At 56.5% G+C, this 23,334-nt stretch carries 11 protein-coding genes; 1 reads left to right on the forward strand and 10 read right to left on the reverse strand.

The annotated features are described in order from the left end of the window. Nucleotides 1-4: 4 nt before the first annotated feature. The 7 genes from JN12_RS03890 to JN12_RS03920 form a co-directional block, all read right to left on the reverse strand. A complete protein-coding gene (locus JN12_RS03890; RefSeq protein WP_145018441.1) occupies nt 5-844 on the reverse strand; it encodes a peptidylprolyl isomerase in 840 nt (279 codons plus the stop codon). Nucleotides 845-849: 5 nt separating this feature from the next. Next, entirely contained in the window at nt 850-12,081 is an 11,232-nt protein-coding gene (locus JN12_RS03895; protein WP_145018444.1) for an Ig-like domain-containing protein, read from the reverse strand. 393 nt (nt 12,082-12,474) lie between these two features. Continuing rightward, entirely contained in the window at nt 12,475-13,155 is a 681-nt protein-coding gene (locus tag JN12_RS03900) for a PEP-CTERM sorting domain-containing protein (protein ID WP_170241836.1), read from the reverse strand. A gap of 419 nt (nt 13,156-13,574) precedes the next feature. Then, nucleotides 13,575-15,029, reverse strand: a complete 1,455-nt coding sequence (locus tag JN12_RS03905) for a cytochrome c family protein (RefSeq protein ID WP_170241837.1) — start codon at nt 15,027-15,029, stop codon at nt 13,575-13,577. A gap of 281 nt (nt 15,030-15,310) precedes the next feature. Beyond that, a complete protein-coding gene (locus tag JN12_RS03910) occupies nt 15,311-16,507 on the reverse strand; it encodes a tetratricopeptide repeat protein (RefSeq protein ID WP_170241838.1) in 1,197 nt (398 codons plus the stop codon). Nucleotides 16,508-16,693: 186 nt separating this feature from the next. After that, nucleotides 16,694-18,079 (reverse strand): sigma-54-dependent transcriptional regulator, encoded by a 1,386-nt coding sequence (locus JN12_RS03915; protein WP_145018453.1) that lies wholly within the window; start codon nt 18,077-18,079, stop codon nt 16,694-16,696. A 51-nt stretch (nt 18,080-18,130) separates the two neighbouring features. Further along, nucleotides 18,131-19,327: a pyridoxal phosphate-dependent aminotransferase gene (locus JN12_RS03920; RefSeq protein WP_145018456.1), complete on the reverse strand. Its 1,197-nt coding sequence runs from the start codon at nt 19,325-19,327 to the stop codon at nt 18,131-18,133. Nucleotides 19,328-19,491: 164 nt separating this feature from the next. On the opposite strand from JN12_RS03920, the gene mazG reads away from it, so the two are divergent. Next, nucleotides 19,492-20,295, forward strand: coding sequence for a nucleoside triphosphate pyrophosphohydrolase (mazG, locus tag JN12_RS03925; protein WP_145018459.1), 804 nt, complete (start codon nt 19,492-19,494; stop codon nt 20,293-20,295). Nucleotides 20,296-20,386: 91 nt separating this feature from the next. On the opposite strand, the gene JN12_RS03930 is transcribed toward mazG, so the two are convergent. The 3 genes from JN12_RS03930 to murJ are packed head-to-tail and all read right to left on the reverse strand — an operon-like array spanning nt 20,387 to nt 23,202. Next, entirely contained in the window at nt 20,387-21,274 is an 888-nt protein-coding gene (locus tag JN12_RS03930) for an ATP-binding protein (protein ID WP_145018462.1), read from the reverse strand. Nucleotides 21,275-21,330: 56 nt separating this feature from the next. Continuing rightward, nucleotides 21,331-21,612, reverse strand: a complete 282-nt coding sequence (locus JN12_RS03935) for a hypothetical protein (protein WP_145018467.1) — start codon at nt 21,610-21,612, stop codon at nt 21,331-21,333. 21 nt (nt 21,613-21,633) lie between these two features. Continuing rightward, nucleotides 21,634-23,202 carry a murein biosynthesis integral membrane protein MurJ gene (murJ, locus tag JN12_RS03940; RefSeq protein ID WP_145018470.1) on the reverse strand — a complete coding sequence of 523 codons (1,569 nt, stop codon included), beginning with the start codon at nt 23,200-23,202 and terminating at the stop codon, nt 21,634-21,636. Nucleotides 23,203-23,334 lie beyond the last annotated feature (132 nt).

Here is a 23,334-nt window from a genome sequence, read left to right on the forward strand (position 1 = left end):
CAAATTACAGGTCACCAGCCTCAAGCAGCTTCCTGTCGATAGTTATGCTGTGCTTCTTCCTCAATTCCTGCTTGAGTCCTGATATCGTGTTCCGTGCAATCGTCTTCTGGACAGCATCCCGGACAGATTCGAAAGGCCTGACCTGCCCCTCATCTATTTCTTCAACTTTAATGATGTGATATCCAAAGCTGGTCTTTACTGCATTGCTGATTTCACCAACCTTCATATTAAAAAGCACTTCCTCGAATTCCTTGACAAAGATCCCCCGTTTTGTCCACCCAAGGTCGCCGCGAAGCGTTTTTGTAGAGTCGATATTTACTTCTGCTGCCACATCCCTGAATTCTCTCCCTGCCAGGATAGCCTCTCTGGCTTTATTGGCTTCATCCAGACTGGCAGTGATCACATGCAGGGCTTTAACCTTTTTTTCCGTGCGGAACTCATCCGGGTGCTGTCCATAGTAGGCCCGCAAACCAGCATCCGAAAGGTCCAGTTTTTCAACTTGTCTCTTGAGATACTCCTGGACAAGGATTGAATCGGCAGCAAGTTCAAGCTGTGCCTTCACCTGCGGCAAGGAATCAAGCCCCTCTTCCCTGGCCTTCATAGTAATCAGCTTTATATCGACCAGATCATTGAGCAAAGCCTGTTTCCCCTCTTTGGTCATGCTGTCCGCCAACTTACTGAGGTCGCCGCTCGTTCTGTTCGAGATGAGTGACGTCTTGAAATAATCCATGCTTATGACCTGATCCGCCACCAAAGCGAGCGGTTTCTGAATATCTTTCCCCAAAGCTGACTGGGCAGCCAGAACGAAGATGAAAATTATCGAAATATTTTTGGATGTCCTCATTCAGTTCATTCCAATGTAATCATCTGGTCACTGTATGCCGTGCCGATATCAGAGAATGAAACAATTCGTGCCAGTTCAGCCTTGCCCTGGAAAAGGACGGAAAGATGCAGTTTTCCGTCTGCAGCGACCTTCAGCTGAGTACCTTTGATATCACTTCGCTCATCAGGTGACAGAATCTTGCCATAGGGGATAGCCCCACTCTGGTTCATAGATGATGGAACCGCACTTGTGACATGGTAAAGTACTTCGGCTGTGACAGGAGTGCCATCGTTCTGGGAAGGAACCTGGGCAGTGAAAGTTGCTGTCGCAGATTCATCCGGGGTATCGACACTGTTTCTGACAAGGCTCTCGAGAGTCCACAGGATTTTGCCGGCAGGCATAGGCGGAGCTATTGTGTAGAGACCAGTTTTAGTGACCTGAGCAGTGATTGTTTTCTGGGTCTGGTCATGAGTTCCGCTTACGGGACTCCATTCGTTGGTAACCGGATCGAAATAGTAGAGCTTCAGTGTCGATTTGTCGAAACTAGCCACCTCTTCGTCATGATAGTTCATGATGAGAGTGGACGGAACCGAGAGATCTGTTCCGGTTGAGAGGATGTGCTGGAATCCACCAATCCCGTAATGGGGCTTGCCTGCCGGACCTGACACGTCAATTGAGCTGTATTGATGTGGCTCGACAGGCCCCTGGACCGGCGTGAAATCATAAGCCGCAATCCCTTTGATCAGTGTGAAGTCGGCGTCGTTCTGAAGCCGAATTTCAGCTGAACCGGTGCTTTTGACAGTCTTGTTCTTCGGATCGACGGTAACCGGATGGAAACCTGCCTTTATTTCAGGATCAGTCAGGTAAATCCCGTCAAGCTTGTCGAGGGATCCCCCCAACGTCGGATAATCAAGGGGTACCATTGTGTAATCTTCCAGTTTGAACGGCAGCCCCCCTCTTTTCACCCCCTTGATGTCGGTTATGGAATCGGCATAATCGGCATTCAGAGTGAATTTCAACTCGCCGCCTGCCCCGAACTCGGCTTTGATGCCAATCGGGAAGGCAGTCGAATTGCCTGCTTCTCTTTTGAAAGAGTATTCAGCAGTTGTTGCATCAATGATGACGTCTGCAGCCTCTTTCATTATCAATAGGGGGCCGACAACAGATGAAACCACGTTTACATAGGGGATTGCCTGCAGATAGGCATTGGTTTTGTCCACAAGCAGTTTGATGGAATTGATTTTCTGAATTGTCCTGATGATTTCGGCATCGTCCTTGATGGATATGACCTGATTCCATTTGTTGCCAGGACCATTGTCAATTATGGTATTACCGAGGAATTTCAGGCCGTATGACTTCTTGCCCTGCAAGGTCATCTCCAGCAAAGTCGGTTTCATATTCTGCTCGTTATTCTGGACAAACTTGAATGATATGGCTGAAGAAAGTGTGGCATCTCCAGTGGCAAGCTTGTCTAACGTCTTGGTAAAACTCCACTTCTGATACTTATCCCAGTCATCATGAAGCATATCTGACCATGAACGGTCAGAAAGACCTATTTTCAAGTTTGATGCGAAGTTTACTTCACCCGATAAACCTATGGATGATGACGTGCTTTTCTGCTTTATAAGGTCTTCGACAGTAATGTTGAAACCGACCTTGCCCCCCCCACCGACATCGACGTTGACCGTCGGGCTATCGAAATTGGACCCCGGAAGCCTTATTTTGAAGGATGCGAGGGTCACGGAACCTGACACTTCTGCAGCCATCCCCACTGACCTCGAATCACGTGCAGCGCTGAAGTCGGTTACATAGCCGTTAATCAACTGAAGCGCTTTGGAAAATCCTGTGCCTATAGGCCCGATAGCGGGTCCCATTGTTTCCAGGAGAGTATCCACGATAAGTCCATCCACCTTGGTCTTGTCTGCTGCTGAAAGCGGTAGCGGGAAAGAATATTTGTCGCCCGCACTGACTGTCAGCTTTGCGGCAACGCCTGCTGTCGGACCTTCTACGCCTATTGATCCGCCAGCCATGATCTTCATGTCTGCAACGGTCGACTTAAGCCCGACACCAGCATTTACATTCATGCTCCTGGCAACTGAAAGGGACGAATAGTTTTCGGTTGTCCCGTTTCGCTGCCCGATAAAGGCAACTTCAAGGCTGGCTCCACTACCAAGGGATAGTCTGGGCGTTCCGAAATTGCTCGCCAGATCGATGGCCGCTCCGGCTTTAATGGAACTGCGGACATCAAGCGGTTTTCTTTTGGCCGTAAAATCAACCTGTTCGCTACAGGTCTTGCTGTCTACGGTCGCTTTCAGCGTGGCGTTTACCGAATAATTGTTATTGAGGATTGTTGTCTCGTCCCAGATAGACCACGGTACGGCCATACCTACTTCCTTATCCGGATTTTCTGAATCAGGAAGCGTTACAAAACCCTGGGAGTTCGTAATGTATTTCTTGTCGATAAGGAAGCTCGCACCATTTGTCTTCTTTCCGACAAACGTTGCCACAACTTCGTTAGCGGCCACCGGTTTTGCCGGATCTTCGCGATGATCCATCAACCTGTAGTAACGATAGAACGTACCACCCAGCATGACTTCGGATACTTTGGGATTAGGATCTTGTTCAAGAGATTCGATCTGAATGGGGCAGCGGGTCTCGATCTCCATGGCTGGAGCGAAAATTCCCACCGGTGTAGGATTGCCATTGCTGTCGTTGGCCGTCGGTATGAAGAAAGAGGTTTCCACTGCAGGTGTCTTGCCTGGGCAGTAATCAAAGGAGAACGTCTTGGAATCGCCATCGGCAATGCTGCTGATGGTGTAGGTCTTCTTGTCAAGAGCACTGTAAATTTGCACATCTTTCAGGGTCTGCCCGCTGGAATTGGTCACCCTGGACTCTACGGTTCCGCAATCTCCCCCGGCATATACAAAGGGGGGTGCAATTACTACTCCCTTGACCTTGAATGTCTGTTCGATGCGGATTGAAGCCTTTTTAATCAGACAGACATTGTCTGGAGTCTGAAGATCTTTCTTCGGATCAGCAATCGGCAATGTGGCTGCAAATGGTACAGGCACAGCAGGATTCGCCGGGTCGAGCACATAGTAGAAAACCTTTGTCCAGTTGTTGATACGATCCGGTTCTTCATTCCTCTTTTCAGGAAGGTCTGCAAGGAAACTGACCCAACTGCTGGTTGCTGAACTGGTCTGGTCAATCTTGTCAATGGTGAAATATTTCTTTTCTATCTTTTTGTTGGGATCGGCTGGGTCCGGGATCTTCTTGGTATCAAGCAGAGAGGAGGCTCCAGCAGTCAGTTTCATGGTCTCTTCGCCGACAGGGTCAGGGAGATACATCCTGATGAATGTATCTTCCGAGTTTTTGTCTCCCTTATTGAAGAAACGTGGAACGATCTGTTTCTTTCCGTTCTTTTTCGCTTTGTCGGTTCTGTCTGTCACGCTGGCCATGTTGGACTGACGCTGGGCGCTGTTCTTGTCTACAGGAAGCGTTGAATCATAAACTGATTTTGCCTCGCCACCTCCAGCAGTAACACTGGAAATAAAATTGAATGCCCTGGCAATGAAATCGTTAGCCTTCTGATCAGTGTCAAGCTGGTCTTTCCCGGCCTTTATACGGTACAGAGGGTAGACAAGATCCTTTATCTGGTCCAGGGTGAAGATGTTCAGACCGGTGTCACGTGTTATACGCGCTGCCTGACTGGCAACGAAATGTTCAAAGGAATCACATGGCTCTTCAGACCAGTATATCGGCAGAGGGCTTGAGCTGGCGTCTATGCATGCAAGGCCATCAAGATGTATGTTGCCGTTGGCATTGCTGAGAATCATGCTGTTGGCAAGCTTGTTGGCGATCATCCGGGCAAGTACTGCCCGGATCCCGGCCTTGCCGACCTTGTGCAGATCCTTGTCCAGTGAATGATTCAGTGTAGTTCCTGGTTTGCCATCTCCCAGAAGCCTGATTAGTGCGCCTGAGCTGTATATTTCCGACTCCTGCAGCCTGGCCCATTCAAATCCTTCCAGACGCTTGATTCCGGATGGCTCACCGTCAACCTGGGTGCGGAGAAGTTTAAGTATATCCATGAGGGACTTGCCCTGAAGAGGGTTGGGAGTGGTGCCAAGATCGACATACGCACCTTCTATCAGCCATTTCAGAAGCAGCATCTGTCGTCCCAGACCCATGTCACCGATTGCATCGCCAGGTGTTGATCCAGGAGGAGGGTTTACATTAAGTTGTGCCGATTCGAACTCCTCCCTGGACATTGAATAAAAGGTTATGTCCGGGAAGGTCAGGCGATATCCGTCAACAATTATGGGAGTAAGTTCTTTGCTGGCGTCGTCCCTGAATTGATCCGACAGTGCCTTGGTCACGCATTGACGCTTATCATCAGGTGTTGCGCTGGTAAAGAACAGTTCATAGTCATGGTCGCTGATGCCCGGCTGGTAGTTTGACTGGCATTTGCCGGTCCATACGCAGGCGCCGCTCCCCTGTTCAAGCATTGTCATGTTCTTCAGGTTGTCTGCCCCACATTTACTCTGTGCCAGTGCAAGCCCCTTGGTAATTGCCTGCTGGAGCGCCTTTTTCTCTACCACGGCAGGAACTGTTATCGAACTCGAAGGATCATTGAAATCCAGACCAATATCGGCACACTCCGCAATCCTGAAAACTGCCAGACCGTCTCCTTCAAAACCGCCATCGATGGCCGCATAAAGAAGGCCACGCTGACGGTCGAGCCTGAATCCGTTAAGAGCAACAGAGTTTGAGGCCGGCGTCTGAACCGGAATTCTGCCGATTATCCTCGTATCCCATCCATCGGTATCAAGCCTTGCCTGGACATTCGAGCCTATCCTCGAAACATCTGCGACAAGCAGTGCATGTACCTGTGTCCCACTATCCGAGTATGAGGCGCTCACATAGGCAACCCTGTCCACCGGATCAACTTCGATATGCTTGGTCAGTGTCCCTTTTGGAGTCTTCAGGAAGGCGACTAGCTGGGGACTCGAATTGTTCCGGGGTATTTCAACAACAGAAATGCCTCCGTCATAGCCGGTTATGAAGGCATAATCGTGCTGTTCATCTTTCCCGTCACCATTGTCGTCGTAGGCAAGGAAGTTCTCGGCAATCGTCATCCTGTTTGGAATATTGGGTAATGCCAGTACGGAAGAGGACGAAGTGAGTGCAGTGTCAAAAGTCTCGAGTGTCTGGATACCTGTCCCGTTTGACCTGTCGCCGGCAATAGCCATCACTTTGTTCCCCAGGACAGCAGCATCCTGATAATAGAGCCCCTGGAATACTCCTAGTTTTTCATTCCGGGTAAGTGGCGTTCCGGTAATCCCTCTTTCTACAAAATCATTAATTGGCGGGACATTCGCTCCAACATCCACCAGTTCCAGGCCTATGCCGGGAACGGCAACGAATGCACCCATAGTCCCCGCATTGCTTACACCATTATGGTCAATATCCATTGGAGAAAGGAGCCCAAAGCGTTTGGCCATGCCAAAACCGGCCGGAGCCCACCTTTTCCGCGGGTAACTCAACATCTCCCCATTGTCACTCAGCAGGCGGGACCCCATAAGCTGAACACCGGAAAGATTGGTAACATCATAAGACCAGAGCAGGCTGTAAACGGAGTCGTACCCTGAAACAACGGCAAGGTCTCCGCACCCGCTGGTAACAGTTTCCAGACAATCCGATGAGTTGGGACTCGATGTGGGACCGCACCCGTTCTTGGTCCTCCAGCGGTCGAGACGGTCTGCATCCTCTTTGACAGATGTGTCGGCACAGACTTTCAGACTCGGGTCTCTCTGCAGCTTATACATTTTTCTTTTCTGCCATTGAGAAGATGAATCTGACCGGGTATTGAATGATGAGTCCTTGATATACTGGATCTTGAGCGCATATTTGTTGCCGGCTGGATATGCCGAGAGCACTTTGGGCATAGTGGGGTCAGAGGCATCAATGGCCAATATCCTGTACCTAAGGTTCACATAACTGCCGTTGAGACCAAGGACATTGGTATGCCATTTGCCGTCAGGCGATGCCGCCGCAGGTGTTGTAAAGAAATCCACATCGCTGAAAGCTATGCCCCCGACGGAAGCAGTGCTGAGGCTCAGGTCGAAGGCAACCTTGCTCTTGTCCATCCGATCAGCGCCTGCCGGAAAAATCAGACGGGGCTTCGAAGAGAAAAACTCGATATAAGGAAGTTTGATCTTGTTGCCAGCTGTATCAGTAATCTTGTCCAGTAGCAGGTAAAAACGATTCCCCATCGGCAGCAGTTGTGAAGGGGTGATGGTGGCTACGGAATTATTCTCGGAGAATGTAACATTGAAAGGGAATACCAGATTATTTGGACCTGTCGTTTTCAGAAAAAGATCGTAGTCCTTTGCGAGAATGATCTTTGCATTGTCTTTGAAGCTTTTATCCGACATAGGCTCATTGAACCGGAGGACCAGACTTCGGTTTGATGGCGAAAGCGTTTTGTTCGCAGGGCCGGTATCGACTATTTCCGGTGCTGCGCTGTCATTTTTGTCAACGTAGGTTATGGAAAGGCTGCTGCCGCCTGCTGAGGTATTATCAACCGGAATGGACTTTATTATCTTGCCGTCTCGGGCATCCTGAAAAATGAATGACGCCTTCTGGTTTGGAGGCACCGGCATGCACAGCGAGTTGTAAGCCGCACTTTCAGTAACATCAGTTTTCAGAATAAAATTGAAAAACGGAATCATGAAGCCACCAGACCCGGTTGCATCAGAGAAAAATGGTCTGATTATGACACTGTAATTGACATACTTGTTGGGATAGAGTGTTGTGAGCACCGTCTGGTAGCGCATCCTCTGGTCATCATTCATCAGCATGGCATAGCGGCCGGTACGGTCTGTAATGCCTGGACAGGGAGGGGAAGAAGTTGCCAGTCGGCCATTTATGATTTTGGCAGTATCGACGACGGAAAATGCCGGTGTCCCCAAGTCGTCCACAACCTTGACAACCATGCCGTTTGTTCGGGGATCAACGCCTTCGTTCATGGGTGCAGAGACATTGAGATAGACCTGTGGAGTAACCGAGGATTCAATTTCAAAAGCAGTCACAACCGGGAATGATGCAGGCGCAGATACGCCCAGATCGGCCTCCGACAGCACCTTGAATCGGACCAATGCAGTCTCAGGGAATGCATCCTTGGGAACATCAAGGAATATTCCATTCCCCCCACGGATTCTACCCCCTTCAGGACCGACCGCTCCAACCACGCTGCCATCCGGTTTTATCTCCCGGAATCCTTCCAGAGGTACGGATGTGGTAATCCCCGCAGGGTTGGTGATGGTGATTACCAGCCTGTCTTTGAGCCCGGCCTGAATACCTACACTGAAACCGCCGTCGGGATCTACCTGTACCTGATTCCGGGCGCCGGTAGTCTGGTTGATGATAAAAACAGCGTCATGCAGTCCGGCCGTACCCTGCGTGGCTGAGACTGTTGTGGTGCCCCCTGCCGATGGGATGGTTGCGGTCACACTGCCGGCCGGCGGCGCCGGCGGCGGATTGGTATTGAGGCTGGTGAAGCCGGCGGTGAAGGGTGAGACCATAGTGTAGCCGGCCAGGTCGCGGATGGTGGCGGCAACGGTAATGGTGTACGCAGTGTTCGGCTCAAGCGCTGCCGCCGGACGCAGGGTCGCCTCCAGGCCGTCGCCGCTGAGGGAAAGGGTCCCGCTGACCAGACCGGCCGGACTGGCGAGGGTGACCGCAGAAGCCGTCACCGTGGCCGGATCGACCGACTCGGAGAAGCGGATCCTCACCGGGTCGGCCAGCGCCACGTCGGTCGCGCCGTTGGCCGGCGTGACCGAGGCAACGGCCGGCGGTTCTATCTTCAGGGAAAGATCGACCTTGACGTACCCTTTGATAGCCACACTGGCGGCACCGATCCCCTTGTCCAGCTTGACCGGATCGAGGGCGGTAAGGGTGAAGTTCCCGGCGCCGACTGCCGCCGTATAGTTACCCCCTGCCCCGGAGAGAGCCACCAGCGGCAGGTTGTCACCGGAAACCAGTGCCCCGTTGAACGGGGATGCGTCGATGCCGGTGACCGTGCCGATACCATAGCCGACGGGAAGCTTTGTCTTCAACAGCAGGTAACGCCCTTCGCCCAGGAGGCCGGGGAACCGCACCTGACCGTCGCCGTTCAGGTCGTAGAAGGTGATCAGGCGGTTGCCCTCCACCTTGCCGACGCCGGCCAGGGACAGCCGGGTGCTGGCGAGGAGATCCACCACCTTGACCAGCAACAGGTCGCCGTCATTGACGAACCCGTTCGGGAGCGGCAGCGACAAGATCGCCGGCTGCCCCAGAACGCCGCCGCTGAACGAAACGACAACCCCGCCGAGCGATTCAAAGCCGTTCGGCAGCGAAAGGCCGGCAGCGAGCGGATTGAACGGTTTGAGCGTAACCGGGATGAAACGCTGCACGGCGCCGGCCGGGAAGGTGATGGCCTCGCCGGTCGGACTGGTAAGGGTCCCCCCCTGCGGGCCGATGACAGCAACCGTATCGGCGTTGTCCGGCGGGATGGTGGCGGTGACGGTGATGATCCCCTTCTCAAGGACCAGACCGTTGAACGGCAGCGACGGCGAGACTTGGTAGTCGGCCAGCAGTTCGCGCCCCGGCAGGCCGAAGGTGAAGAGCGCTATGTCCTGGTTGAACGGTTCGCCGACCAGGTGGTCCTTGGAGTAGAAATTGTACTCTTCGGCGATATTGGCCCAGATTGCCCGGCCGCTCACCAGCGGTGCCGGATTGCCGAGCCCGGTTCCCACCTCGGACTTGACGCCGGGCCGATAGAAAATGATCTTGGGCTGAGGGGTGACCAGCGGGGCGATATCCTGGGGCACCGGCAACAGCGCTGCGGCCGGCAGTGGCGAGCCGACCTCCGGCAGGGTAGCGGCAGCGAGTGAGCTGTCACGGACAACCAGGGCGTACTCCCCTGTTCCGGACAGTGCGGTCGAAACGGTCGTCCCGTCGGAGGAAGCCGTGCCTCCCGCCGCCACCTGCCATTGACCGGCGCCTTCATCCCAGCGAACGAGCGAGAACGGACCGCTCACGCCGGCGCCGAAGAGGTTCGGCACGGTTACCGACTGCGGCGCGGCAAAGGCGATGCCATGCGGCTGCAGATCGAAGGCTGCAACCGGCGACCAGCCGTTCGGCAGTCTTCCCTGGAGACCCTGGGCGCCGACCTGGGTCAGGGTGAGCCGTTGGTCGGCCGCCAGTGCTCCCGGACCGAGCACGAGGGTCATGACGGCAACAGGTGATCCGGAAAAACCGGCCTTCTTCAATGCCGACGAGATGCCGGCGCCGCTGCCGGTAAACGGTCTGGTGAGGGTGTCACCCTGAACGGCCGCCACCAGTTTGCCGCCGATGTTGAGCGGTGTCAGGCGGGCATCGAACACTCGGCGCCCCTGGTTGACGACCAATGACAGGTTCGGACGGTCAACCCTGGTGAAGCCGGCCTTGGTCACGGTCAGCCGGCCGCTTCCCTCATCGGCAACGAAGGCATACCGGCCGCGGCTGTCGGTGGTTGCCGTCTGATCGGGGTTACCGGCCAGACTCAGCATCACCGTGGCATCGGCCAGCGGCAGGCCGTTGCTGTCGTCATACACGGCACCGGTCAAAAGCCCCTGGCGCACGAGCGGGGCTGTGACGCGGACCACCCGGCTGGCCGCGGCCCTGTTGCCGGAAAAGTCGACAGCCTTTGCCTCGATCAGCAGATCGTCTCCCGCCAGGCTTCCCTGGGGGAAGGCCAGATCGAACGACAGGGTGCCGCCGTTCGGGAAGGTCCGAACCTTGGTATTGTTGAGAAAGACCTCCACCAGGGCCACGCCGGTGTCGTCGGTCACATCGGCCGTAACCGGAATGGAGAGCCCTTGCTCCACCGATGGGGGGGCGGTCAGCACGACAATCGGGGGGGTGGTGTCGGCCAGGGCCTGAGCTACCACGGTTGCCCGGGCCTGGTCGGTGGCACTGTTGCCGCTGAAGTCCTCCGCCTTCACCGAGAACCCGACTGTCGCGCCATCCTGAAGCGTCGGCGACAGCGCCACGGTCACCGACGGGCTCTGCTGGGTTGCCGTACCTACCTGGACGCCATCCAGGTAGAAGGTAAGAAGGGCAATCCCCTGGTCGTCGGCCGCAACGGCAGAAAGAACAATCGTGCTCCCCGGGGTGACGGTGGCCGGCGCCTTGAGGAAAACGGTGGGTGGGGTAGTGTCAGGGATTCCGGCAATGGTGAGTAAAGCAGCCGCCTCGGCGCTGTTGCCGGCCGCATCGACGGCAACGACCCTGAACGCCACCACAGACCCGACCGATTTCAGTGCCGGCAGGGTGAAGTCATGGCGATACGGCGGAGCCGCAAATGTCTTCACCACCTGGCCATCCACCAGCAACCGGACCTCGGTTACACCGACATTGTCTGTCGCACTGGGAACCAGCGGGAATGAAGAACCTGGTATCGCCTCTTTCGGGACCGAAAGGGAGACGCTCGGCGGGGTAGTGTCGGGAATTTTTACACTATACTGCCTGCTGTCGGTCCCCCCCCTGCCGTCGCTGACGCTCACCGATACCGGATAGGTATTCCCTTCTGTTTCTGCCCCCGGCAGCCAGCTGAGGGCACCGGCCTGACTGATGGTCATGCCGGCCGGTGCACCGGCGAGAAGAGAGAACGTGAGTACGTCGCCATCAGGGTCAAGAGCCGTGACAGGCGTACTGTACGATCTGCCGGAGTGGCCGTCGGGGAGCGTAGCGGTGGTGATGGTCGGCGACCGGTTCGGGACAGGGTTGACGGTGACGGTCATCTGGGAAGGGGCGCTGACGGCCCCCTGATTGTCGGTCACCGTCAGGGTGAAGGTGTAGGTGCCGACGCCGAGCGCCAGCGTGGGGCCGGCCAGGTCGGCCGGCTTCGGGGTGCCGGCCCAGGCATAGGACGCGATGGTACCGTCCGGGTCACTGCCGCTCCCGCTGAGCGTCACGTTCGCCGTCGTCTGGCCGGGCTGCAGGGTAATGGTCTGGTTCGGCCCGGCGTTGGCGGTTGGAGGCTGGTTGGGAGAAGGGAGCGTCCCGTTAATTAACACATTGTAGGTGAATCTGACTGCTGCAGGTCGTACAAATCGGGCGTTGAAGATAACTGTGGTTTGAGGCCGGAACTCGCCTGCAGTTAGCTGCGGGGTGAGATCGTAATAGTATTTCCCGCCATAAATGGAGGTACCGGGGCCTCCAAGGGCGTTAGGCATGGTAACGCCTGAAGCACTGATCTCTATCACCGCATGTAGAGGTGATCTTATAACTGAAGCAGATGAATTCCGGATCGTGATGTCAACTGAGGTGGTTGAGATCATGGTAACGCGATTCAGAGTGGAGACCTCGTTGGTCTTTGTAAGGGTGGTATAGGTTGTCACATTCTCTGCAAATACGGATGGAAGAACACAAAAAGCCACTACGAATATGGTAGTGGCTATCTGCAGAAGATGTTTCATTCCCCAATGTGACTCAAACTGGTCTTCAGGATAAATATCCGTGTTCATGTATCACCTCATCAAGCAGATATCACGAGTCCATGTAATGAAGTACATGCGCGGTCAATGGTGCAGCGAATGAGACGAATAAATTTTATAGAACTGATTTATTCAGGGCGTTTCCGGTTTGCGAGTACGCATCCTTATCCCCAGAGCGCAGACCCCTGCGGCAAGGAGAACGATAGTGGAAGGCTCGGGAACAGGTGCCACCTGGGCGGGGACAAAAGCTAGCTTGCTGATTACGGCTTTGGTGTACAGGCCGTCATCCTGGTCGTTAAGGTCAAAGTAGAGGGAACCGCTACTTCCACGTAACGTGGAGATGTCGTAGGTGATTGTTCCAAAGTTAAGTGTGCCTGAAACGCCTGGCAACGTGCTGGTGTTCCAGGAATCCAGAAACGCGAAGCTTCCGTCTGATCCTAAAAATGAAAAATTAAGGAAATCTCTGACGGTCTGATCATAACTACTACCCCTGTCATCCGGGGTCGGAAGAATACTAAGAGAAAGATCAAACTGGAGTGATCCCGTTGCATCGAAGCTGATGTCGTTGGAGATCGAGGTCAGGAATATCCCAGAATTGATACCCTGGGTATAGAGAGAAGCGGATGAAACTGTGATGCTTGTTGGAGTGTTCGGGGTTATTGAATCAGCAAGATAAGAACCAGTCCACCCGTCAAGGCCGTTCATGGCCGAAACCGGGACCGCCGCAGCCTCACGTACCCAAACGCCACTCAGTGCCAGCAGGAACGCTCCCACCACCCAGAACAAAGCCAGCCACTTCATTCTTGTTTTCATATTGACTACCTCCAAGCATAGCCTACTCATTAATTTATACAAATAAACTTTTTTTATTGATATTTTTAACCTGGTAGCAATTACCAGACCACAAAACAAAACACTGTTACACCCAGTAGTTACCAGTCTGATTTCCCGGTTAACACCAAGATGTTAAATATTCCGACATACCCAAAGAGGGATCAGGACAGCCTGGAAATGGGATTGTCAGCAATCGGCAGCGGATGTGTACGTACTTCGCAGGTAGAGGGGTGAGAATAGAGCTCAAGGAAGTTGCTGTCGTTATTCGTTCAGACTGACGATTAGTATGGACGGCAGGCGAGTGAAACGAAACTCCCCGGCTACGATTTCAGCACAGCCGGGGAGCGTATCTACGAGGGGTAATTCGGTTGGATTTACTCAGGACAAAGCTGGCAGCGTTATTTCCGCACCCGGACAGCGACAGTCTTTACGACCATGTCGACTATCGGCAGTTGCGGCACCTTGTCCAGCCCGTAAATCGCCTTCAGGTCCATATCCTTGGGAACTGCGCCGAGCAGTGCTTCGGCAACCTTCTGATCGGCCTGGCGGTAGCGGAGTTTTACCTCCAGGGAGACCTGCTTCACCCCGGCGGGCGGCGTGAGACCGTAGAAAACATCCTTGTAGCCACGGGGCGGGATCGTGTCGTGGCGGGAGAACGAGGTCACCACCCAGGGATCAACGGCAAAGTGGAAATCCTTGCCCATCCCGTCCGAATTGAAGAGCCTGGCATCATCCGGCAGGGTGCCATCGGGTTGCACCGTGCCGCTTGACAGCAGCAGTTCCCCCTTCTCGTCCCGGGCGGTCACCTCAAGCCACATCTGGCGCACATTGGTCAACGACGTGGGGAGGTTGTGGCCGGCCCGCACGTTTTTCACCCGCACCCGCAGTTCAGCCAGCCCCCCATTCCGGTATACCGGCTCCACGTCCAGTTCCGCAGCGCTCTTCAGCCTCTCCACCGCCATGTCGTACTGGGCCATGAGCCGTTTGGCAAGCTGCTGGTCGCCGGTCTTTTTGGCGGCGCCGGCCGACAGGTAGGTCAGAAGATAGTTGGCGCCGTTGAAGTAATGCCGATACTCTCCCCGGGCCGGCTTCCTGAAGGTGTCGGCCGCCTCCCGGAAGGTCTTCATGTCCACCATGTGGCAGTCCTGACAGAGTATATCCAACTGAGCGTACGGCCCGTGCTTCCATTCGTTGTAGGTCGCTTCCAGCGGAAAGTGTGAGTCGTAGTGGTAGACCTGGTGGCATGAGGCGCAGAGATCGGCCTTGAGATGAAACGATGTCTGCTCGCAGTCGTGGAACCCGCCACCGCATTCGGGGGATGGTTTGAACGGCCCCCGCTTCACCGGTTTGTCCTGCCCCCCCGTGGTCAGGATCAGCGAGCCGTTTTCCGGCTCGTGGGACGGGGTCTGCCAGTGGGTGACACCGCTCACCGAATGGCAAATATCGCAGGAAACGCCGCTCAAGGCCATGGGTGACAACCCCGCCAGGCCCGGGCCCTTGATCTCCCCGGTCACCATGCCGGCCGCGGAATGACACCCTTCGCACTGGCGGGTGATATCGTGCCCCACCGCCTTCACCGCCTTGTTCAGCTCACCCTGATAGACCGGATCCAGGAACGCCAGGCTGTGCACCGAGCCGTTCCACTCCTGATACTGTTGCTGGTGGCACTGTCCACAGGTCTGTGGGGGGGTAAACGGCACGTTGGACTTGTTCCATTGGATAAGTGACGGGTAGAAGGGATAAAAGTCGCGGTTGAAGTCGAATACCGCCGGTTCGGCCGCAGCCGTCCCTGCCAGGGCAAAAAGTGCAACCATACCCAGAAACAGTCGATTCAGTGATACGATCATAGTCATAGTAGCCCCCTCGCAGTTTGAGATAATTCCAACGGCCCCCCCAGTCACCAAATTCACCCCCTGTCCATCCCATCCGGGGCCGGTTCGATACGAGGGGGTGGTGTAACACTGTTCTCCATTTTCAGCCGGTAGGAATTCATGAACGTTGGAAGGGTATTCCGTTGATACCGGTGGTCCATAAGCCTTCCTCGAATGACGGCGTCCCGGAGTGAGGCGCAGCCGCCTGACATCAATTGTACGGCCAGCAGGCCGATGAGAAGAGTCCGCGCCAACGTTCCGGGTTACTGGCGCAAGCTTCCGGGCGCGGTAATATGCTTGCCAATCGTCTCCATGATCCGGCGCGCATCTTCGTTTCCCTGCTCGGCCGCCCTGAGGAACCAGCGGATACCTTCTTCCCGGTTGAGCTTGACCCCTTCGCCATTGTAGTAAAAGAGGCCAAGGGCGTACTGGGCCTTGTCGTGCCCCTTCTCCGCCGCCTTCCGATACCAGGTGGCCGCCTCTTTCGGATCTTTTCTGACCCCTTCCCCCTCCTCATAGAGGTGGCCGAGGTTGTACTGGGCATCGGCCTCGCCCTGGGTTGCCGCCTTGCGGAACCACTTGACCGCTTCTTTGTAGTCCTGCCCGGTGCCATCCCCGAAATAGTGGAGCAGGCCGAGATTGAACTGGGCCGCCCCCAACCCCTTGTCGGCAGCCTTCCGATACCATTTGATGGCTTCCCTGGCATTTCGGGCAACCCCTTCGCCGCGGTCATACAGGTACCCCACCTTGAACTGGGCCTTGACGAACCCCTTTTCCGCCGCCTTCCGGTACCAAACAAGGGCCTCGGTCAGGCGGTCCTGGCTGCCCCCTCGCTCGTAGAGCTCACCCAGACTGAACTGGGCGCGCACATTCCCGGCTTCGGCGGCTTTGCGGTACCAGATCATGGCCTCCTTCCGGTCCAGGGGAACCCCTTCCCCCTTCTCGTACAGTTCGGCCAGTTCCTCCTGAGCAACCGCGTGCCCCTGCTCCGCTGCCTTGCGGTACCACTTGGCAGCCTCGGCATGATCCTCCTTCATCTCCTTGGCCTGTGCATAGAGGCGGCCGGTCTGAAACTGGGCATCGGCACCCCCCTGTTCGGCCGCCTTGCGGAACCATTTCAGCGCCTCGCGCTTGTCGGCCTTGACGCCGTCACCAATGGAGAACGCAGTTCCCAGGATGTACTGGGCGCGCCCATGCCCCTGTTCGGCGGCCTTCCGGTACCAGCGCAAAGCCTCTTTCTTGTCCGCCCGCCGCACCCCCTTCCCGTCGGCATACATCTGGCCGAGCATGAAATTGGCCCTGGCGCTGTTGTCGATCCGGAACTCCCGAATGGCAGTGGCATAATCGCCATCATCATACGCCTTCATTCCTGTCGTGAAATCGGCCGAGGCCGTGCCGTCAGCGCAGGCAGGACCGCTCCAGAAGCAAACAAGAACGACAGCAAGCAGTAGAAACCGCATACATTCCTCCATCCGATCGTACATGCGCCAGTCCGGCGTCAATAACGAAAGTGAATTATAAACAATTAAATAAATACCGTCAAACAATGGTAAGCGAGGCACGGCGCAACAGGAAAACACCTCGGGCGGAAAAGGAAAGCTGCGCAATCAACCATGGGGAGGATATAAGTATGCAGGGAAACGGGTCTATTTGCGGATATGCTCCATATCGATGCCATAGCTTTTGATCTTCCGGTGCAGGTTGCTCCGCTCCAGCTCGATCGCCTCGGCGGTCCTGCTGATGTTCCATTGGAACTCCTCCAGCTTCTGGATGATAAACTCCTTCTCGAACTCCTCCCGCGCCACGCGTAGCGACGGAAACTCCAGCATGGAATCCAGCCTGGCGCCGCCTTGAGGGCGGCAGACCTGGGCGGTGACCAGGTAATCGGGAAGGTGATTAGGGGTGATGGTGTTTCCCGGGGCCATGATCACCAGACGCTCGATCAGGTTTTTCAGTTCCCTGATATTTCCCGGCCAGTCGTAGGCTTTCAACAGTTCAATGGTTTCCGGAACCATGATCTTGGGCTCGCGTCCCTCGCGACGGCAGTAAAGGTCGAGAAAATGGCCGACCAGCAGGGGGATATCGTCACTGCGCTCCCGCAGCGGCGGCACCACGAACGGAACAACGTTGAGCCGGTAGTAGAGATCCTCCCGAAAGGCACCGCTCCGTATCTCGTCTTCCAGCACCTTGTTGGTGGCGGCAATGATCCGCACATCCACGTCAATGGTCCTGGTGCCGCCGACCCGTTCAAATTTCCGCTCCTGGAGAATGCGCAGTACCTTGGCCTGGGTCTTGAGGGACATATCGCCGATCTCGTCCAGGAAGATCGTCCCGCCATCGGCCAGGTCGAATTTCCCCTTCTTCTGGGCCAGTGCGCCGGTGAACGCCCCTTTCTCGTGACCGAACAGCTCGCTTTCGATCAGTTCTTCAGGGATGGCGGCGCAGTTGATCTCCACGAACGGCTTGGCCCGCCGCGGGCTCAGGGAGTGTATGGCGCGGGCCACCAACTCCTTACCGGTCCCGTTCTCGCCGGTAATGAGCACCGACGCGGCAGTTTCGGCCACCAGCCCGATATGCTCCTTCAACTGGTGCATGGCCGGGGTCTCGCCAATCATCTCCAGGTCGCCCAGGAGCATGGTCCGCAGGGATGAGTTCTCCTCCGCCAGGCGGGTCATGCCGAGAGCGTTTCTGACGGTGACCAGTACCTTTTCCAGGGAAAACGGCTTTTCGATGAAGTCAAAGGCACCCAGCTTGGTTGACCTGACTGCCGTTTCGATGGTGCCGTGACCGGAGATCATGACCACCGTCAGACTCGGTTTTTTTTCCTTCAGCCGCTGCAGCGTCTCCATCCCGTCCATCCGGGGCATCCAGATGTCCAGAAGGACCAGGTCCGGCAGTTCGGTCTCGATGGCTGCCAACGCCTCCAGGCCGTCCACGGCAAAGACGGTCCGGTATCCCTCATCTTCCAGAACCCCGGCCAGGGAGGTTCTGATGCTCTCCTCGTCATCGACGATCAGGATGGTTGCGCTCATTGAATGACCTTTCCAGCGTGGATTAACTCCTCACCCCTCACTCCCGACTCCTCACGACCTTTTCAGTCCCAGCTCTCCGGCCAGCGCCTCCCAGGCCGGCAGGCTCCGCCGGATCATCTCCGAATCGACACAGTAGGCGATCCGGAAATACCCCGGCGCACCGAAGCCCGCTCCCGGCACCAGGAGGACATGGTGTTTCTGGGCCATCCTGACAAAGGCCACGTCGTCGGCAAGCGGCGATTTGGGAAACAGGTAGAACGCGCCGTCCGGCTTCACCATCTTAAACCCGAGGCCGGTCAGGCTGTCATAGAGCAGGTCGCGCTTGGCCTGGTACGCACCGATATCCACCGACTCGTGCTGGAGCTTGGCGACCAGCCGCTGCATGAGGGCCGGGGCATTGACGAACCCCAGGGTCCGGTTGCAGAATACCGCCCCTTCCATGAACAGGTCGATGTGGGTCATGCGGGGGTTGGCAGCCAGGTAGCCGATCCGCTCCCCGGGCAGGGCCAGGTCCTTGGAGTGGGACGTGACGATGACGGCGTTGTCCACGTACGGGAAGATGTTCGGTACCTGCTGACCGTCATAGGCGATCCGGGCGTACGGTTCGTCGGAGATGACATAGATCTGCCGCTCCAGTTCCCGTTCCTTGCGCTGGATCAACTCCCCCAGCTTCTGCAGGGTTTCGGCAGGATAGATCACCCCGGTCGGGTTGTTGGGAGTGTTGATGATGATCGCCCGTGTCTTGTGGTTGATGGCCGCGGCCAAGGCCGGCAGTTCCATCTGGAAGGTGTCACGATCGGTCCAGACTTCGCGGGGGACCCCGCCGTGGTTGTCGATGTAGAATTTGTACTCGACGAAGTACGGGGTGAGGATGATCACCTCATCGCCCGGATTGAGGATGGTCTTGAGGACGACGTTCAGAGCGCCGCTCGCTCCGACGGTCATGACCACGTGGGATGCGCCGACCGGCAGACCGGAGGATTCGGCCAGCTGTGCCGCCACTGCGGCCCGGGTCTCCTCGTAGCCGGCATTGCTCATATAGCGGTGCATACCGGGAAGCGGCTCATTGGCCAGCTTCCTGAGCTCCTCGTAGTAGCGGGCCGGAGGTTCGATGTTGGGGTTGCCCAGGGTGAAGTCGTAGACATTCTCAGTGCCGAATTGGGCACGGAGACGCTCTCCCTCTTCAAACATCTTCCTGATCCATGAAGCACTCTCGATGGAGTTCTGTATTTTGGTGGCAATAGCCATGAATAACCCTCCTCACACGTGGTCTGTGACTTTTAGCACAGAACCAGCCAAGGGGGCAAGGAGAAGGAGGATGCGGCCGGCCGAGAAATCTCTTTACATCCTGCACGGTAACGTCTAAATCAACATCAATCACGACCTCAACAATCCCCATCCGGAGAGTACCCATGACCAGTAATTCCGACCGTTTCAACCGCGCCATGAGCATCATGCGCCGCCTGAGGGCACCAGGTGGCTGCCCCTGGGACGCGGAGCAGACCCACGACTCACTCAAACGGTACCTGGTGGAAGAGTGCTACGAGGTGATCGAGGCAATCGACACCAGGGATGACGCACTCCTCAGGGAGGAATTGGGTGACCTCCTCCTCCAGCCGCTCTTCCATGCCGCCATCGCCGAGGAGCGCGGCACCTTCACCATCGACGATGTCCTGGAGACCCTGGCGGACAAGCTGGTCCGCCGCCATCCCCACGTCTTCGGCGACGAGCAGATCAGGACCAGCGACGAGCAGGTGGCCAACTGGGAAAAGATCAAGAAAGAGGAAAAGGGTGAAGAACGGCGTTCCGCCCTGGCCGGGGTACCGCCCCACCTGCCGGCCCTGCTCAAGGCCCAGAAGATCACGGAAAAAGCGGCCCGGGTCGGCTTCGACTGGGAGCACGTGGACCAGGTCTTTGCCAAGGTACTGGAAGAACTTCACGAACTGGAGGAGACCCTGACGGACAGGGACCAGGAGCGGATGGAAGCCGAGCTGGGAGACCTGCTCTTCGCCATCGTCAACCTGGGACGGTTCATCTCGGTGAACCCGGAGGATGCCCTCGGAAAGACCATTGCCCGCTTCACTACCCGATTCACCCATGTGGAAGAGACCCTGCACCGCCGGGGGGTCAATCTGAAGGACGCAACGCTGGACGAGATGGAAGCGCTCTGGCAGGAAGCAAAGGAAAAGGAGCGGCAGGGGGCCGGCACACTGTAACTCTTTAACTGACGTAGGTTGGGTTAGGCGATTGTATCACCGTAACCCAACAAATCAGTTGCATGGCACCAGCTCCCAACCTCGTCACCGATCACCTTTCCCCGCTTCTCAGCAACGTGCGCCCCACCCACTGGGTGGCGAACTGCCAGGAGATCCGGCCGCTCCGGTCCCCCTTGGCATGGGACCAGTCGATGGCCTCCTTCTCCACATCACCATTCCAACTGAACGGACAGCCATTCTGTTGGCAGAGCCGCTCCAGCCACTGCCGGGTGACCTCCACGTACTGATCCTGGGTAAAGGGGTGGAACCCGACCCAGAGCCCGAACCGGCCGGAAAGAGAGATCTTCTCCTCCACCGACTCGCCGTGGTGGATCTCGTTATTCACCAGCATGGCCCCCCGGTTGTCGCTCTCGTACTCGGGCAGGAGGTGGCGCCGGTTGGAGGTAACGTAGATCAGTACATTGTCGGGCGGGGCATAGACCGCGCCGTCAAGGGCGCTCTTCAGGACCTTGTAGCTGGATTCGCCGGTCTCGAACGAGACATCGTCGGCAAAGAGAATGAACCGGTACGGCTCGCTCCTGATCTGGTCGACGATGTCGGGCAGGTTGACCAGATCGCTCTTGTCCACCTGCACCACCCGGAGCCCCTGCGGGGCGTAGGCCTGGAGGAGTGCCCGCACCAGGGAGGACTTCCCGGTCCCCCTGGTCCCCCAGAGGAGGATGTTGTTGGCCGGATAACCGGCCAGGAACTGGCGCGTGTTCTCCTCGACCACCTGCTTCTGGCGGTCGATCCCCAGCAGGTCGTCCAGCCCCATGGACGCAAACGACATGATCGGATCCAGGAAACCGCTGAAGGAGCGGCGGCGCCAGTTGGCCGCCGGACAGGTCGACCATTCAAGTGGCGCAACCGGTCTCGGCAGGAGCTGCTCCACTGCCGTCAGAACCCGCTGCAACTGTGCCTTCAATTCTTCATCCAGCATGACCCTTCCTCTCTCTGGCGACCGGGCGCTGCCGGGTCGACAAAATTAACGTATTTTCAACGGAAACGGCTCTTTTCCACAAAATCTGTGGAAAAGCTGTTGATAAGCATGTGGACAACCTTGAAAACGGTCACGGAAAATGGCCCTTTCACTATCTGCCTAAAATGTGTGCACGAAATAACACCAGTATTTTCAACAAGTTTCACCATATGCTGTAGTTCTGCATGGTTAGATTGAAAGGCAGCTGTGTGGGCAGGCAACAAAAACTTCAAAAAGTCAGCAAGCTGTGCATAACCGGTCAAAAAACCTTCAGCATCACGGTGAGTTAGCAGTGCCACTCTTTCGGAACTCCCGTCAGGTCACTGTCGCCCCAATTTTCTCCGCACCAGGGCCAGCAATTCCACCGCCTCGCCGCTTTTCAGCATGGTCGCCACAAGCAGAAACAGGCCGGCGCCGACGATAACCGTCCCCCCCATCACCCCGGCATGGACCAGCTTCTGTCCGTGGAGCGACCAGTCTGTCAGCCCCATCAGCCACCACGCAACGACTCCCATGGGGAGGGAGGCGGCCAGCGCCTTCAGACCGGCACCGGTAATGGCCCGGCCGCCGAAGGGACCGATCTTGCGCCGCAGGAGCCAGGCGAGAAGGGAAAAATTCGCCAGGGCCGAAAGGCTGGAGGCAAGGGCCAGGCCGGCATGCTTGAGCGGCCCCATGAGCACGAGGCTGAAGAGGGCATTCAGCAGGAACGCCACAAAGGCGGTCACAACCGGGGTCCGGGTATCCTTGAGGGCGTAGAAGGCCGGAACCAGTACGCGGACCAGGGCCACCAGCGAAAGTCCGGTGGAGTATGCGGCAAGGGCCTGGGCACAATTTTGGGCCTTGCCGAAGTCGAATTCCCCCACCATGAAAAGGAGACTGAAGATGGGGGTGGCGCAGACCATAAGCCCCACGGTTGCCGGGATGGTTATGAACAGGGTGAGGCGCAGGCCGAAGGCCAGGGACTCCTTCATGGCAGCCATGTCCCCCTCGGCGGCCTGCCGGCTGAGAGACGGCAGCACCGCCTGGGCCACGGAAACGATGAAGATCCCCTGGGGAAACTCGAAGAGGCGCTGGGCGTAATAGAGATAGGAGACACTCCCCTGGGGGAGGAGAGAGGCCAGGATATTGCCGACGGTGATGTTCAGGTAGTAGACCCCCACGCCGAAAATCGACGGCCCCATGAGGAGCACGATCCGCCTGACCGCCGGATGGCCGAAGGCGAAACGGGGGCGGATCGGAAACCCCTTGCGCCAGAGGACCGGCAACTGGAGCAGGAGCTGGATCACCCCACCGACCAGCACCCCGAAAGCCAGGGCGGTGATGGGGACCCGGAAGCGGTCATGAAGCAGCCATGCAGAGAGGATCATCGAGATATTGAGGAAGATGGTGGAGATGGCCGGGGTAAAGAAGTGGCGGACCGTGTTCAGGACCCCCATGCAGAGGGCAACCAGGCTGATGAAAAAGATGTACGGGAACATGAGACGGTTCAGCAGAATCGTCAGTTCCAGCTTGCTCGGAAACTCCCGAAAACCCGGGAACATGCAGAGGACGATCTGGGGCGAAAACAGTATCCCCAGGAGGGTTACAACGGCCATGACGATGATGAGCAGGGTAAAGCAGATGTTCGCCACCTCCCTGGCCTCTGCCGTCCCTTTCTTGGTATAGCATTCGGAAAAGGTGGGCACAAAGGCGGAGGTAAGCGCCCCCTCGGCAAAGAAGCGGCGGAGCATGTTGGGGATCTGGAAGGCGGCAACGAAGGCATCGGTGGCAAAGCCGGCCCCGAAGAGGCGGGCCACCATTATATCCCGGACCATCCCCATGATCCTGGAGATGATGGTGGCTGCGCCGAGAACACCGGCAGCCCTGACGATCTGTTTTTTTTCCGACATGGACACCTGTCTGAGCAATTGGTTAGCTTAGGTGTATTAACACATCAGCCGAGATGTTGGCAATTTAGTCGTGCTGTTTTCGTTGCCGGACGTACATTTTCAGCCACGTGAACAGTATAGCCACAGCCAAAT

It is taken from the genome of Geobacter argillaceus (genome assembly GCF_007830735.1).
Taxonomy (GTDB): domain Bacteria; phylum Desulfobacterota; class Desulfuromonadia; order Geobacterales; family DSM-12255; genus Geomobilibacter; species Geomobilibacter argillaceus.

Excerpts from the sequence above, each read along its gene's own strand:
- JN12_RS03890 (WP_145018441.1), bottom strand. The coding sequence starts at position 844 with ATGAGGACATCCAAAAATATTTCGATAATTTTCATCTTCGTTCTGGCT.
- JN12_RS03895 (WP_145018444.1), bottom strand. The coding sequence starts at position 12,081 with ATGCCTAACGCCCTTGGAGGCCCCGGTACCTCCATTTATGGCGGGAAA.
- JN12_RS03900 (WP_170241836.1), bottom strand. The coding sequence starts at position 13,155 with ATGAAAACAAGAATGAAGTGGCTGGCTTTGTTCTGGGTGGTGGGAGCG.
- JN12_RS03905 (WP_170241837.1), bottom strand. The coding sequence starts at position 15,029 with ATGACTATGATCGTATCACTGAATCGACTGTTTCTGGGTATGGTTGCA.
- JN12_RS03910 (WP_170241838.1), bottom strand. The coding sequence starts at position 16,507 with ATGCGGTTTCTACTGCTTGCTGTCGTTCTTGTTTGCTTCTGGAGCGGT.
- JN12_RS03915 (WP_145018453.1), bottom strand. The coding sequence starts at position 18,079 with ATGAGCGCAACCATCCTGATCGTCGATGACGAGGAGAGCATCAGAACC.
- JN12_RS03920 (WP_145018456.1), bottom strand. The coding sequence starts at position 19,327 with ATGGCTATTGCCACCAAAATACAGAACTCCATCGAGAGTGCTTCATGG.
- mazG (WP_145018459.1), top strand. The coding sequence starts at position 19,492 with ATGACCAGTAATTCCGACCGTTTCAACCGCGCCATGAGCATCATGCGC.
- JN12_RS03930 (WP_145018462.1), bottom strand. The coding sequence starts at position 21,274 with ATGCTGGATGAAGAATTGAAGGCACAGTTGCAGCGGGTTCTGACGGCA.
- murJ (WP_145018470.1), bottom strand. The coding sequence starts at position 23,202 with ATGTCGGAAAAAAAACAGATCGTCAGGGCTGCCGGTGTTCTCGGCGCA.